A 14,791-nucleotide genomic window follows, 5' to 3' on the forward strand; every position below is an offset into this window, starting at 1 on the left:
CATCACTATCTTTACATTGTCATTAATCCGCTAATCTCAAATCGGCTTAGGAAGTCCAACCTTCGCAAAGTAAAGACGGATGCTGCTGATGCTTACCTTTTAGCAGAACTTTACTACAAAGAAGAATTCGAGCCTTTCAAGAAGAGAGGCGTTCAGCTGCTTAATTTGCGCTATCTAACGAGACTATACGAGGCTCTTTCAAAAATGTGCGTACAGACAAAACTGCAATTTCAAGCAGTTTTAGATCAAGTTTTCCCTGCTTATAAAGGTGTATTTGGGGCTATGTATTCTAATATTTCACTTCAGTTTTTAAATGAGTTTCCAACTTCAAATTCGGTTTTGCAAACGGATGAAGATACTCTCAAAGCTAAAATGAAAGAGTTGCTTTCTTCAAAACGAGGGCGGTCCGAGGACTGGATTCACCTACGTGTTCAACGGTTACTGGATGCGGCTAAAGAAAACCCATTTCAGCGAACCATGTACGCAAGTCACTTGGTCAATCTGAAAGTTCTTATTAGCCTCATTCTCCAGTACCAAGAGTACCTTGCTGGATTGGAACAAAATATAGATGCCTTGGCTGGAGAAATAGAAGAATATGATTTAATTCAGTCGATCCCTGGTATTGGCCATAAAATTGCGGCAACAATTTTATCGGAAATCGGAGAAGTCGACCGATTTGATCATCCTAAAAAGCTAGTCGCCTTTGCAGGTATTGACCCGAGTGTCTTTGCTTCGGGTAAGTTTACGGCAACTCGAAATCGGATAACAAAACGTGGTTCCAGACAGCTTCGATATGCCCTAGTTTTGGCTGTCCAGTGTGGTCTCATTCGCTCTCGTAATACACGAATCAAGGAGTTTTACGATCGCAAGAGAGCCGAAGGAAAGCCGCATAAAGTAGCTCTTGTCGCATGTGCCAACAAGCTAGTTCATTGGCTGTATGCCATCTTAAAAAACAAGAAGATGTTCCGTCCATCTCAATAAAAATATTGGTATAACCTTCCAACACAATTATGAATTGGAGGGTTATTTGACATATTTATTTTTATTATACCAGATCATTTATAATCACTTTACTGGGAATCTTGACAAGCTATTAGCTGGTATAGTTGAACAAAAAAAACGGCTGCCGAAGCAACCGATATTCCACTAAAGTTTCCGGTTAGCGTAATGCAGTCAGTAAAAAGCTTACCCTTACTTACGGTTCACCGCTTTGGTTGAAGCGGTAAATTTTAGAGCCCCCCTTATATCAACCGAGCACACATTTTCGGCACGTTACAATTTTCCCAATTAGCTTTCATGAACGCCCGATGCATGAGTGAGCGTGCTACACTTGAGATAATCATCATATTACTGATCGTCAGTCTGCTGTGAATTGTTGTGTTGAATACATGCCTTCCCATTTCTGGCCGTTTGACAGATGGTATTCTCTTTCCATTGAACCATCTGTCCTGGTGCAGCTGATTACAAAGACCTGGCCTGCTTCTATCAGCATCGGGTAGTTATCGTAAGGAAGATAATTGTCCGCCAGAGGAAGGTCTTTGACATCTTCATAGGCGTCCTCCAATCGCCAGAATTCTCGATAGGTATAATCCTTGAACCCATTCAAATCCTGCCTCCCAAAATACGATGCAACATACTCCTTACCCTGCAAGGTGATGTAATCAACTCTGGATGGCTCAATATCTTTAGCAATCCAGCTCAGGTCCTCAGAATAAATGTTGTCGCCATAATGCTCTATAGTCCATTTCATCAAGCCCGGTATGTGCTGAGCCGTAAATCCCCATGACGTTCTCGCTGCCTAACTTTCCAAATTCACGGATAAAGTTTTTCGTCATCTTGTTTTCCCGATACACGCCGTCATCTTTACTATGATAAAAACGGCCTTGCTGGATCGCTTCTATTGTTAAAGTATACTCTTCCGTCTCTGTCAGATCGTTTGCCGCAAGATAAGATAAGAAGCGGCTCTCGGTAGTATCATATTGATGCCCGATGTCTGTGCCCAGAATTACTTACTGTTTTCCCTGCTGAGGAATTGCTGCAGGCTGCAAGGCTGCCGGCCACAAGTGCAACGATCAGGGCAAGCAGAAAAGGGTGTACAAGCATCATTTCGCTTTGGCTACGCAGGTGAGATTATGGTCATTCATAAACTAGGATCAACCTTTCATGTTCATTTCTAAATCCAGAATTAGGTATTCCCTAGCTGATGCGAGATTTCCTGCTATCTCATCTTCAATTCTATATAGAACAAATAAACTCGGTTTGTTGAAGATTAATTAAGGGGAAACGTGTCCTTTAGCGCAACGAAGGTAGCCGATCATATAGACCAGCTACCTTCGTTTTAGATTAAGTTATTGTGTCCCGTTAGCCATTCATGCATCCTCTGCAATGCACCACAGAGCATGAAAGTTGACCCGTTCTTTCATGGTAGTTCAATAAAATGAGCAGCTAGCATCTGCCGGACATAGAAAGACCGTCATTGAAGGCGGTCTAAAAAACTTATCATTGCTGCCCAACAATAAGTCCTAGGGATATTAAAAACCTGAGATGATTCGCTGTAAGCCTAATTAGAGCGTCTCAACCAATTTCTGAATCTTTGAGTGGGAAATTAAATATACAGGACCCATTATTTCTATTTTGCCGTCCTTTACACGCATTGCACTCTCCTGTTCTGCCGCATAAACATCAATCTCTTTAGACAAGGGGAACAGGTAGCCTTGAACAAACGTAGCGTAGTCGCGTTTAGAATGAGATTCATAGGCAAAATGATCAAAGCCAATACCATCATAAATAGTACTTGTTTCAACTTCATTGCCAGTGTTTTTCAAGCATAACCATTTTGCAGCCATGTTTATCGCACCGGCGCTGGCACCCATTATAACGGCATTGCTGTTCTTAATAACATTTGATAATTCATAATCCGCCAAAAAATCGTTTTGCAAAACAGGATCTCCACCGCATAAAAAAATGACAGAAGCGTTGTGAATTAATCGCTGGGCATCTTCCTTCTGCATGCGGTAATCAATGAAATGATATTCATCAAAAATAATGTTAGCCTGATTTAACCATGTACATTCAGAAACATCATCAATGTTAATTTGCTCACCTGTATAACCAGACGGTTCAGCGCTAATTATAACAAGCGATTTTCTGTCTTGTATATCCTCATGCAAACAATGGACCAGCTTCTCTGGAAAAAAATTATTAAACCAACTGAGATAGTAGTGAGTACTCAAACTTAATTACCTCCATATGTATTATTTACATTCATCCATTCTTAACGAAAACATATTATACACGCTAGAAAGATGAACGGTTTTTCAGCCATTTCGCTTGCATCTCTTGTACACTTTTCATAAATTTAACTCTACATTACCATAACCTGGAAGTTAAATATATGAAATATGTTTCCACGTTAAACTGCCCCTTAGCTTTACGACAGAAGGAGCAGCTGCCGCGGCGACAAACTGCTCCCAGGTCTCTAGACTAACGTTACTCGTTAGTTGAATAAAACTTTGCAATTTTGAACCCATTTGTAATACATGAAAATATCCTTTTAATATCTCGTCGAAAATTGGTTCATCGGGTAGATTCTCAATGTTTTTCCATAAAATAGGTTCTAATCAACTCTCCCTCCCCCTTCACTATCCTACACGTTCGTATCATGAGGTCATCCAGTTTATACTAGTTGACCTCTTTTGTTCATATGAGATTTAATCGTTTTTTTTATTTCCTATAGCCAATTGAACGATAATCTGAAGCACGATGATTACTGCCAAACCATAGAATGCTGTAACGAAGCTGCCCGTTGCATCGTGGAGCCATCCAATGGCTAGCGGCCCAAGCGCTCCGAGAATGTAGCCACCAGATTGAGTCATAGCGGACCAGCTACTGGCTTCCTGAGCATTTCTTGTTTCATCAATGGGCAACATCAGTGCAATCGGGAACAGTCCACCCGCTCCAATACCGAGTGGAATCGCTGCGAGCCAGGGGCCAACGGATAGGTTCAGCATCAGGACACCCATCAACTCCAATAACGCACACCCGACAAGCCAGAATACACGTCTTTGGTAACGGTGTACAAGCATGGATATGAACAACGTAGAGGGCAGCGATATCAATGTAAATAAGGTTTGGATTTTGCCGGCCGTCTCTTGACTATACCCTTGGCTTTGGATTGCTGGCGCAAGCCAAGCGGTCAACGAATAGAAGATCGCTGCCATCAACCCGAAGAATAATGTCAGCACCCAGGCACGCTTGTTGTTCACCGGAAGTGGTGCATTAAGTACACTCGAAATTTTACCGGATTGTCGATCTGTGCGCGCAGACCAGGCTAATCTCAACCAGATCGGCAATGCAATAGCTGCGAGTAATGCCCACACAGCCAACGAGCCTCTCCACGAACCGACCAGCGTATGCTGTAGCGGAACCGATAGTCCCACACTAATACTGGCCCCCATCACCATCGCTGTAGAGTAGATACCCACCATAGCTGCCACTCGGTCAGGGAAGTACTGCTTAATGAAGCTGGACAACAACGGCCCTGCCAATGCAATTCCTACACCGGACAGAAAAGAAGTGAACATCATCAAAGGAGTTGTACCAACAAACCATCGTAATCCCGTGCCTAACCCAATGAGGATTAAAGCCAGAACAATCGCGCCCTCATTTCCCCACCGTCTGCTTAATTTTACGGAGAACGGAGCAAATATGCCCATGCATAATACCGGAAGTGTGGTTAACAGACTGGCGGTAATCCCGCTTATACCCAGATCATTCTGTATGGTGCTCATTAGAGGAGAAATAGATGTAATGGGTGGCCGTAAATTCAGTGAAGCCAGGATAAGCGCCAAGACGATATAAAAAAGTTTCATTATGAATCACCTCATGGTAGTAGTATCGTTGCATTCACACATGATCCTATTTGTTAATAACAGATCGTTGGGTGATGCACGATTAAGTATAGAATCAATAGAATGATTGAACAATACTATAGTTTCTATTAAAATGATTACTAAAACCAATGATTAGAGGTAATTCATATGGAGATTCGTCAGATGGAAAACTTCATTGCTGTGTGTGAGGAGCTTCATTTTACACGAGCAGCTGAGAAACTTGGCATATCTCAACCTACGTTGAGTCAACAAATACGCGCGCTCGAGGATGAACTTGGTGTTCCCTTATTTGACCGAGTCGGTAAAAAAATTGTGATGACCCAGGCAGGAAATCTGTTTCTGGAGCACTGTGTACAGATGATTCGGCATTTACAGAATACCCAGGATGCGTTAGCTGAATTCCGCAATGATCAACGAGGTCGGTTGGTAATTGGTGTTCTCCCTTCCGATCTGGACTATCGGATCACCCCATTGCTCGTGAATTTCCATGTACGATTCCCCAAGGTGCAACTGAAGGTTGTCTCTTCGATCTATGTCTTGAATCAAGTGTTGGATAATGAAGTAGACATCGGTATCGAGATCACCTCTGCTCCTGATGATCGGCTTGTACATATTCCTTTGTGCAGTGAAGAATATGTTCTCGTCGTTTCCGAGAATCATGATTGGTCTGAACGAAGCACGATTGGAATCCAGGAACTGCGTAATATCCAAACTGTGATGTTCCCCGAAGGATTTACAGGCAGAGAATTGGTTGATGGCTATTGCCGTAAATATGGATTCAGCTTAAATACGATTATGGAGACCAGTTCGGCAACTTCCATTATTAGCTTGGTTAAAGCCAACGTCGGAGGAACATTGCTGCCTTATCCCCTGATCCAAGCGATGAATGAACCAACACTACGCTGCATCCGAATTACAGACGATCCGCCATACCGTCACTTTGAGATCATTCATCGGTCTGACCGTTTTCTAACAAAATCGGCCAAGGCATTTATTGAGAAAACTATCGAGTATTTCAATTAAGACTGAGTTGCGATGGAGATACGAGGAGTGAGTCTGTCCATACATCCAATGAAGGCTATGCAAGACTTCTACGTTAATAAGTTTACTAAGGAAACCGCAGAATCGATGACAGGAATGTCATTGCGGTTTCGTTTATAGGATTCGCTTCTGCTGCCAGAAGTAGAGTATAGTAGTAGTTGAAAATATTAATCATGAGGCTACAGCCATGTCACAGGAGATCTGGATTAACCTGCCGGTCAAAGATGTTGAGAGGTCAACTGCCTTTTTCAATGAGATTGGATTCCATGCGGTGAGCGTTGGTAACGAGAGAGCCAAGCTTGACATAGGCCAAACAACGATCCTGCTGTTCCCGGATGCGGCGTTTGAGAAATTCACAGGTTCAAAAACCGCAGATACTTCCCATAGCGCAGAAGTAATATTTTCCATTGGCGCTGAAAGCCGGGAAGTAGTAGATGCCTTTATTCAAAAAGTAGAGTCTGCCGGAGGAAACATCTTTGGTAAGCCGAGTGAAACTGACGGCTGGATGTACGGCGCAGGATTTGCTGACCTGGACGGTCACCGTTGGAACCTGCTGTACATGGATAAGAGCATATGATTCCAGCAACTGGCTTCTGAGCGCTGGTTGAATATTCCTTTCCATTCTCCATCTGATAACTTATTGCTTTAGGAGAAGGAATCACATCATTTCCTCTCATCTTTCCAATTCATCTCACCACGAAAAAGGTGAATGCTAAGGATTAGGATTGTTTCTCCAAATGTTCGATCCCTGCCGTTGGGTAGGTTTTTCTCCTGTATTTCAAGGAATTTATATCAAAGCCGAACAACCACGCACGGCCGTAGATTTGCTTCCGTTGAAAAATAAGTTGAGACAAGTAGACCAATAACCATCATTAACATAGTTAATTTCAAGTTCAATTTTAATTTTCTTCACCCTATGGATAACTTCACCTTTCCCCCTTATGCAAAAGTTGAGTCATTAGCGTAATCTGCCCGTTAGCCACTCATGCATCTCTTATGTTGCACCACAGAGGATGAAAGTTAATCCGTTCTTTCATAGTAGTTTAACACTATCGCCAGTCTTCCCCGAGGAGCTTGTCCTCATCTCCGAGCCAGGCGCTAACAAACTTAGCGATGTGCTGATGGAGCCCATGCTATTGTTCAGCGTGGGTTGTTATCATCGCGGTACGATGGAGAGTTGGTTGCGGGAGGAAGGGCTCCCTGTACCCGAGATCATGGAATTTGGAACCTTGGAGGCGATTCTCGGCGGCGTAGCTGCAGGACTCGGCACAACCATCGTCCCTTGATCTGTCATTCATCGCAAGGAAATGGAAGGCTCGGTGCAGGTCCATCCCCTTCCCGATCATTACCGTCATGTGACCGTACAGTTCATCTATCGACGGGATCATTTCAAGACAAGCGCGTTCCATAAATTTATCGAATTATTGCAGCAAAAAGCCTGAAGACTCGTATGATGAGTTTCTTCAGGATTTTTTACATGGCACCGTTATGATCACCCGAGCGCCGCCTTCGACACGGTTTCCTGCTTCGATACGCCCTCCGTGCTTTGCAATGAGCAACTGTGCTGTATACAATCCAAGCCCGGAATGACCTTTGTCTAGAGATCTAGATGGATCGCCCGTGTAGAATTTATCGAACATCCGCCGCAAATCAAGAGTGCTGAACCCCTTCCCCGTATCCTTCATGTCAAAGGTAATCTGCGTCTCCTCTACGATGACCGTCCACTCGATCCTTCCCTCCACTGGCGTAAATCGTAAGCTATTGGTAATCACGTTATCGAATACTTGCTCCAACCGTGATGTATCCACAAGAAACTGCTGTTCTTGGTCGCATCGCCTATTCACATAAAAGAAATCAAAAGCAATCCACTTCTCACGGCATAACAATGCGTATTCATCTTTTTTCCGCTCACATAAGGCGAGTAAATCCGCACTCGTATACTGGAGGACAAAATCAGGCGTGTCGATTTTATTCATGAACAGCAATTCCGTCAGCATTTTGTCCGCACGCTGCGTACTGTTCTGAATGGTTAACAAGTACTTCTCCAGCCGTTCGGGACGGCGTGCACCGCTCTCGATTAAATTATCTACATGACCTTGAATGATCGTCAGCGGCGTCCGCAAATCATGGGCAATCGCAGAGATCATGTCACGTCTCTCTTGCTCCAGCTTCCACTCCCACTTCAAGGAATGCTCCAGCGCGATCCGCATCTCTTCGAAGGCATCGGAGAGCTCGATCAGCTCCTTCGACCCACCTGCTCCTGCGACGGAGAAATTCAGGTCATTCTGCTGGATTCGTCTAGCTCCCCCGATGATCCGTGCGATCGACGGTTCGAGCCGTTTACCCAATTTTCTCGCGAAAATAAAAGAGAACAAGACGATGAAGAAGAACGGTGCGATCAAACTGCACAAAATAAGCATAACGAGCAGCCCGTTTCCAGGGTTGTTGGAGGATACACTTAAACTGTATCGTAGCACCAGCATCCCCTTTAATTTTTTCTGCGAATCAAGGATCGGGTGGTAATTGATATATTTCCCGCCCTGTTTCTCGCTGCGGTTCAGCTTGCTTAGCACATCCTCCGGGCTGTTGACGAAGGTCTGCCCCTTCCAGCCGTAGACGATTTGCCCCATCAGATTCACGATTTGATACTGCATGCCTTTCGTCAGAATAACATGTTCCAACGCATTCTGCTTCGAAGGAGATAATAAGGCGTCTTTTTGCTGATCTACATAACCTAGAATCTGGGGAATTTGCTGCTCATAATAATTGGCTGGTAGAATGCTCTTGTCCGTTTGATTAATCAAAACATAAAGCGTACTGCCCCAAACCAGCATCGAGCCGATGAAGCTATAGAAAAGAACGAGTGTAAATGCGCCCATAAACTGTCTGCGCAGCGGTTTTCGACTTGCCTTTACTTCCTTTCGAATCTGTACCCTACCCCCCATACCGTTGTAACAAAGGTCTTCTCCGGTGCTGCGCACGCCAGCTTCGCCCGGATATTTTTGATATGTTCTGTGATTGTGGCTGCTTCTCCCTCCGAATCGAATCCCCAGATCTTCTCATAGATTTGTTCCCGCGAGAATACTTGATTCGGATGCATGAAGAGAAGGCGGAACAATTCGAACTCCCGGCTGGTCAGCGGAATCATGAGGTTCTGGTAGAATACCTGATGGCTGTCCAGATCCATCGTGAGATCGCCATGGTGCAGGAGCTTCTGTTGATGATCAAGATGGCTCCGCTGCTCCCGACGAAGATGCGCTCTTATTCTCGCCTTCAATTCTTGCATGCTAAAAGGCTTCACGATATAGTCATCGCCACCGACGGCGAGTCCTTGGATCCGATCCGCTTCATTGGAGCGCGCGCTTAAGAACAGAATCGGACACGAGACCCGGTCACGTATTGCTTGGCATACTTCGAGCCCATCAAGATGCGGCATCATAATATCCAGGATGATTAAGTCGGGCGTCTCTCCCAGTCGATCGAACACTTCCTTGCCGTCAAAAGCCACTGATACCTCATACCCATCATCCTGAAGCGCATCGCGCATAAATTCGACGATTTCTCGCTCATCATCGGCGATTAATATCTTTTCTCTCATCTCTTGAATTTCCTTTCGCGTCTATCAATCTAGCAGCTTTATCCCCTCATTGTACCTTCTTGTGCGCCAAAAATCCCCCTGCAGCGGCACATACGGTGTTCACGACAGGGGAACAATTAAATTTTCAGGTAAAACCGAGTTAGAGCTTCGTTGTCGGTTCTTTGACTTTATCGAAGACGATGATCCCGTCATATTGCTCTTTTGGAATGAATCGCATCGACATCGGCATAATGATCTCTGACGTCATGCCATCCTCGGCTGCATAGATCGGTTTGAACATCCAAGCATTATTTTTGTTCGGAGACTTGTGCTTGGATAGATCCGCAAACGCAATCTTATAACCGCTCTGCATCATCAGCTTTTCCAGACTCCCCTTCGGCATCGGCTGAATATCGAAGATCTTCTGTGTCGTAATCGTGCTCGCCTTACCGCTGTTCATGTACAGACCCAACACGTAGACCTTATCCTTTAGCTTCTTATGCAGCAATTCTCCCATACTTGTAAAGCTGTTGATCCATTTCCCTTGTTCTTTCGTTTCGATTTTGGACGTATTCTTCGCCAGATGATCGTTATGCGCCCATAAAATCACTTTTTTGCCGGGATACATCACCTTCATTAACCACTCCACGTTGTCAGCCATGATCCGATCACGGAATTCATAGCTTTCCTTCGTATCGTACATCCCCATCTCGATGAATTTGACCCGATCCTCCAACGTCTTGACAGCGATATCCACCATCCGCGGGTTCGCAGGGTAGGCGACTGCAAGTTGTTCTTTGTTCTCTTGGATGAACTGGATCAACGCCTTGTATTTCGGTTCGTACGCATCCTTCACCTTCTTGATCTCTGCTTTCGCCTCCGGATGACTATCGTCCATGCCATATTGGTTGAGCACCTTATAGAAATCCGTCATCGCTTGCATTTCGAAGTTGAAATAATTCTCGCCCTGATCCTTGTCTACCTTGGCAATCCAACCGGCAATAAATTGCGTTAAGTACCCTGATGTGAACTGCATGTCATAACCTGCTAGATATAAGGGATCGTTCGTCCCTTGCTTCTTCTTGATGTAATCGAATAAATTTAGCGTCTCCTTGGAATGCCAGATGGGAAAAATTGAACGCTCCATCATTTGTTGCGATGTCCATGTTCCTGCATTATCATACGTCATGAAGGAATCCCCAAGGCCCGACTCAAATGCAATCACGTCAAAATCCAGCTCTTCGTGTAAATATTTGATCAACCTTGTCTTCATGCTGCTGTATTCTGCGACACGGTGAAAGTTCTCGCCAAGGCTAATGACCGTCTTATCTTTCAAGATCGGCTTCAGAAACGCTAAATCTTTATAGTCCGATGACGTCAAAGATTTAATCTCTTGAATATTCTCCTTCGACCCCGTAATTTTCTGCGCGGTCGCCGAGGCGATCACTGGCGATAGTAATAGTGAAAATGCTAGGCCCAGGGAAATGATACCTGTTAATCGTTTCGTTGCTTGCATGTTGAATGTTCTCCTCCTTCGAAATCTGTTATTACGTCGTTCTCTTACCATGCAGAGACATCGTAACAGGAACTTCTAAGGAATCTATAAAGATAAGAAAATATTTCCTCAATGCGCGTGACAGACCCGCTTCTTCACGAATCTCACTGCCATATTTAAGACGAGCAGGATCTCTCGATGTTGATCGCATAATCCGCTAGATTGGAGAATGCCTCTCCCCGATCGAGACATGATAAAATCCGTGACCTGCCCGAACACCAGTCGATCAATCCGTTGCCAACCGCACCGCCGACCAAGAAACCAGCGATCATATCCGCCAATCGCCATTCCAGGCACCCATGCTGCGATAATAGAACACACCGATGACGAACAAGATGGCGATCACCCCGAATAACCACTCATAACCTTGGAATAAACTGAATGCCATCGCGATCATATAAAACCACATAGCGACACCCACTTTTTTCTCAGCCTATGAACAACCATGTAACTGCCTTGTGCTCATCATACTACAAAACATGTGACATCGAAAAATAAAGGGACGCCTGAAGGAGTGCCTTTCAGGTATCCTTATATTGACTGCTCGTCTTCATTTTTTTGTACAAGTTACTCTCAATTTGAAGGGAAATCTAGCGAAAAGAACATGCTGCGTATAGCAATCAATGTCTGTAAGAATTATCTGCGCAGTTCATGGTGGAGGCGTATCGATAGATCGGTCATTCTAGAGAATATACCTGCAGAAGTGCATGACTTTGAAGATGACACACTTCTATATCAGATCATCAAGCTGTCTTCGAAATATAAGGAAGTTCTTCTTCTGTATTACTATCAAGATATGAAAATTCGTGAGATTGCAGAGGTGTTACAAATACCAGAATCCACGGTCTCAGTAAGATTGAAAGCGGGCAAGGGAATCGTTAAAAGCGAAACTGAAGGGCTGGTGCGAGGATGCGTAGTGATAACAATCTTAAGAATATCATTGATGCTAGATTAGCCGAATTGACCGTCAGTCTTGATCTAGAAGATAGAATACGATGTGCCTCTTTACATAAGAAAAGATATATTCAAAAACCATGGGCTGTTGTCGTCATTGTATGTATCTGTGTCATGATTTTGGTACCTATGTTGGCGTCCAAAATCCCTGTATTCCAGGATCTTATCCGGATGATTGATCCATCACTGGCCCGGTTTCTTCAACCTATAGAATTGGTTTCTGAGGATAAGGGAATCCAAATGGAAGTTGTCGCGGCCATGAGTGATGATGAGACCGCCATCGTTTATTTAACGCTGCAAGACTTAACGGGTGATCGAGTGGATCGAACGGTCGACTTATACAATTACTCGATTGACAGTGCCAACGCTTTTTCACATGAGCTTGTCGATTATAACGAGGAGACCAAAACGGCAACGATACGAATGATTGCGAATAATACTTTATTTTCTTTCAACAACTTGAGGCGGATTTTCGAATTTCCTACCGTTAGACTCCAAAAAAATAGTTTTAGACTGACCCCAGACATTGAAACAGCGACAGCAAAGGAGCATAACATAAAGTCCTAGACTGTCGCTGGTTCATAAAACTAACGTGCTTCGATAGTTGAATCGATTCGGCTTTTATCTAACCGAATTGATTTAATGTCGGCAGCCCGGTATCGTTGTTTATTATTTCACATTTAACTAAATCTTACGGATTATTACCTGCAGCAACCACAACCGAGAAAATACCACTATCATCGTGCTTCAAGATAACAATGAAGGTACCAGGCTTTAATTCGGAATCAAGAGATGTAGCGAAATCATAATATCCTTTCAACCGATCTGCAAGGAGTGTACTCTGATACTGAATTACATCGCGGCCCTCGTCAGCTGCATATTCCTTGACCTTGACAGCGTCACTAGGAATAACCGTGGAATACTTATTTAATGCTTCCTCTGCAGTGCGCCGTCCCGAATCTGTAGCCTCAAATGAGAGAGTTACATTGTTCGCTGCATTTATCTTCGTCACATCATCTTCGGAATACATTACGAGAACAGTATTTTTCAGATAAGAGCTGATTCCTGCGTCGCTGTCGTTCTCATCTACTCCCAAAACCTGTTCGATAGCCTCCTTGGTATCGCCAAGACCTCCTGCTTTAGTGATCAAAGGAGTTATATCCGTGGCTTGTTCTTCGGCTGGCTCTGGTGAGTTTACGATTTCAGCATCTGTTATGGTTTCTTTCGCTGTTGCAGTTGCAGCAATCTCACTCTTTGCAGCCTCATTCACTTCTTCTTTAGTGTCAGAATCACCAATTATAATGTTTATAATGTTCCCGAGAATAACAAAAAATAAAAGTGCAAACCAGAACCAGCTTTTCGTGTAAAAAGGTTTTTTCCGTCGAGACATAGTTGTAATATCACCCTTCAAATTTTTCAAATTAAAAGTTAGTTAAATAGATCTGTAACCACTTATGTACCTGCCTATCCCACAATAGTCAGTAGCTTACATTATCATTTGAAAAGTAAGCTGTGTCAATGAATTATCATTAGGGTAATCTGCCCGTTCGTATTATAGGTTCAACCAGATCTTTCTGGTTGAACCTTTTTTCATTTGCTTAGAGGATTAAGGTAGCCGAGTCGAACGCACCTGCCCGTGGGACTTGATCCCGAGCGCTATAATGTTCACCCCTACTTGTCATGACCATGATTGAGGCTGGTTGGGACTTAAGATCCCGTATAAGAAGATGTTCCGTCCAGCTTAATAAAAATATTGGTATAACCTTCCAACACAATTATGAATTGGAGGGTTATACCAATATTTATTTTTATTATACCAGATCATTTATAATCACTTTACTGGGAATCTTGACAAGCTATTAGCTGGTATCGTATTAAAGGTTAGCCTCACACGAGAAGGTATTCGTCAATGTAGAGGGAACCCGTGGCTTGAAGGATACGTAAAAGTAACTGATGTACAATCTGGCTTTATAGATATGTTCATTGATGAAGATGAAACTGTGCGATTATAGAACCAAAAGCTTTAATAGATAGAATATGTGAATTAGCTAATGATGTATTAAATATCTATAGATGAGACGCCCTATTGCTTAATTAGGACATCCCGTATACCGATGAGACCACCCCTAGCTGAAATACAAGATGCTAGAAGATGACTATAAGAATAAAATAAAGTATTAGACTGGCTTTGTTGATCCTAGGCGATTTTTTCGAAATGACCAGAAAATTCAAATAACCCGACCTCATAAGGTCGGGTTATTCCATGGTGGGTATGGAGGCGAGGGGATTTGATCTTCTCTTAATCCACCATGATAAATTCTTCACATCTGTTGAGACATTAACGACGCTTAGGTCATATTACCATAAAAAATGGGTTTAGGCGTTCCCAACTATTTGTCAACACGATGTATTGACACTACCGCCTCCACATGACCTGTCTGCCTGTCCTCTTACTTTCTTTATCATTCTGTCACTTCTCATTCTTTCATTTTCGTCCCATCAATATTAGACACTCCACATGCACCGAATGTTTATACTTAAGCCCCTAAATGGTTATTAACATCCACGCCTCAACCCTTAACACATACTTCTGCTTTACCACTACTTGTGATAAGGCTCACCGTATCACTCTAAAGGCTAAAAAAAGAGCACCTATTTGAGTGCCCCTTTTGAACATGAATTTATATTCGTTCCCTGTATGGAATCTTAGCTTTGATTGGGATTTGTTGGCCCCGGTGTTGGGTCCGTTCCTTGATTTGGATTTGTTGGCCT

Annotated in this window: 15 protein-coding genes; 6 read left to right on the forward strand and 9 right to left on the reverse strand. The window is 43.5% G+C overall.

Going from position 1 to position 14,791, the window contains the following annotated elements:
• On the forward strand, window positions 1-981 hold a 981-nt coding region (locus UQ64_RS14820), incomplete at its 5' end, for an IS110 family RNA-guided transposase (protein ID WP_082651149.1).
• Between the two features lie 376 nt (window positions 982-1,357).
• On the opposite strand, the gene UQ64_RS31700 is transcribed toward UQ64_RS14820, so the two are convergent.
• From UQ64_RS31700 to UQ64_RS14835, 3 genes are all read right to left on the reverse strand, one after another.
• Window positions 1,358-1,750: a hypothetical protein gene (locus UQ64_RS31700; RefSeq protein WP_060624233.1), complete on the reverse strand. Its 393-nt coding sequence runs from the start codon at window positions 1,748-1,750 to the stop codon at window positions 1,358-1,360.
• Between the two features lie 814 nt (window positions 1,751-2,564).
• Complete coding sequence (locus tag UQ64_RS14830; RefSeq protein ID WP_060624234.1) at window positions 2,565-3,233, reverse strand: Type 1 glutamine amidotransferase-like domain-containing protein; 669 nt, start codon at window positions 3,231-3,233, stop codon at window positions 2,565-2,567.
• 477 nt (window positions 3,234-3,710) lie between these two features.
• Entirely contained in the window at window positions 3,711-4,871 is a 1,161-nt protein-coding gene (locus UQ64_RS14835) for an MFS transporter (protein WP_060624235.1), read from the reverse strand.
• A 183-nt stretch (window positions 4,872-5,054) separates the two neighbouring features.
• Here UQ64_RS14835 and UQ64_RS14840 point away from each other — a divergent pair, with 183 nt between their 5' ends.
• The 3 genes from UQ64_RS14840 (at window position 5,055) to UQ64_RS14850 (ending at window position 7,219) form a co-directional block, all read left to right on the forward strand.
• On the forward strand, window positions 5,055-5,915 hold the full coding sequence (locus UQ64_RS14840) for a LysR family transcriptional regulator (protein ID WP_245237984.1): 861 nt from the start codon (window positions 5,055-5,057) through the stop codon (window positions 5,913-5,915).
• 205 nt (window positions 5,916-6,120) lie between these two features.
• Window positions 6,121-6,510, forward strand: coding sequence for a VOC family protein (locus UQ64_RS14845; protein ID WP_060624237.1), 390 nt, complete (start codon window positions 6,121-6,123; stop codon window positions 6,508-6,510).
• A gap of 436 nt (window positions 6,511-6,946) precedes the next feature.
• Complete coding sequence (locus UQ64_RS14850) at window positions 6,947-7,219, forward strand: LysR substrate-binding domain-containing protein (protein ID WP_060624238.1); 273 nt, start codon at window positions 6,947-6,949, stop codon at window positions 7,217-7,219.
• A gap of 177 nt (window positions 7,220-7,396) precedes the next feature.
• Here UQ64_RS14850 and UQ64_RS14855 read toward each other — a convergent pair whose 3' ends face one another.
• From UQ64_RS14855 to UQ64_RS31710, 5 genes are all read right to left on the reverse strand, one after another.
• Window positions 7,397-8,878: a sensor histidine kinase gene (locus UQ64_RS14855; RefSeq protein WP_245237986.1), complete on the reverse strand. Its 1,482-nt coding sequence runs from the start codon at window positions 8,876-8,878 to the stop codon at window positions 7,397-7,399.
• Window positions 8,845-9,531 (reverse strand): response regulator transcription factor, encoded by a 687-nt coding sequence (locus UQ64_RS14860; protein WP_060624239.1) that lies wholly within the window; start codon window positions 9,529-9,531, stop codon window positions 8,845-8,847. The genes UQ64_RS14855 and UQ64_RS14860 overlap by 34 nt, the downstream gene beginning before the upstream one ends.
• Window positions 9,532-9,670: 139 nt before the next feature.
• Window positions 9,671-11,026, reverse strand: a complete 1,356-nt coding sequence (locus tag UQ64_RS14865; protein WP_060624240.1) for an erythromycin esterase family protein — start codon at window positions 11,024-11,026, stop codon at window positions 9,671-9,673.
• Window positions 11,027-11,057: 31 nt separating this feature from the next.
• A complete protein-coding gene (locus UQ64_RS31705; RefSeq protein ID WP_209445803.1) occupies window positions 11,058-11,216 on the reverse strand; it encodes a hypothetical protein in 159 nt (52 codons plus the stop codon).
• A 117-nt stretch (window positions 11,217-11,333) separates the two neighbouring features.
• On the reverse strand, window positions 11,334-11,474 hold the full coding sequence (locus UQ64_RS31710) for a hypothetical protein (RefSeq protein WP_209445804.1): 141 nt from the start codon (window positions 11,472-11,474) through the stop codon (window positions 11,334-11,336).
• 195 nt (window positions 11,475-11,669) lie between these two features.
• On the opposite strand from UQ64_RS31710, the gene UQ64_RS14870 reads away from it, so the two are divergent.
• Together UQ64_RS14870 and UQ64_RS14875 are read left to right on the forward strand one after the other, a co-directional pair.
• On the forward strand, window positions 11,670-12,020 hold the full coding sequence (locus UQ64_RS14870; RefSeq protein WP_060624241.1) for a sigma factor-like helix-turn-helix DNA-binding protein: 351 nt from the start codon (window positions 11,670-11,672) through the stop codon (window positions 12,018-12,020).
• Window positions 11,975-12,586, forward strand: coding sequence for a DUF4179 domain-containing protein (locus UQ64_RS14875; RefSeq protein WP_060624242.1), 612 nt, complete (start codon window positions 11,975-11,977; stop codon window positions 12,584-12,586). The genes UQ64_RS14870 and UQ64_RS14875 overlap by 46 nt, the downstream gene beginning before the upstream one ends.
• 124 nt (window positions 12,587-12,710) lie before the next feature.
• Here the strand turns inward: UQ64_RS14875 and UQ64_RS14880 are convergent, their stop codons facing one another.
• The gene (locus UQ64_RS14880) at window positions 12,711-13,409 is read right to left on the reverse strand and encodes a hypothetical protein (protein WP_060624243.1); all 699 of its coding nucleotides are present in this window, start codon (window positions 13,407-13,409) and stop codon (window positions 12,711-12,713) included.
• Between the last annotated feature and the right edge of the window lie 1,382 nt (window positions 13,410-14,791).

The organism is Paenibacillus etheri (assembly GCF_001012825.1).
GTDB classification, from domain to species: Bacteria; Bacillota; Bacilli; order Paenibacillales; family Paenibacillaceae; genus Paenibacillus_AQ; species Paenibacillus_AQ etheri.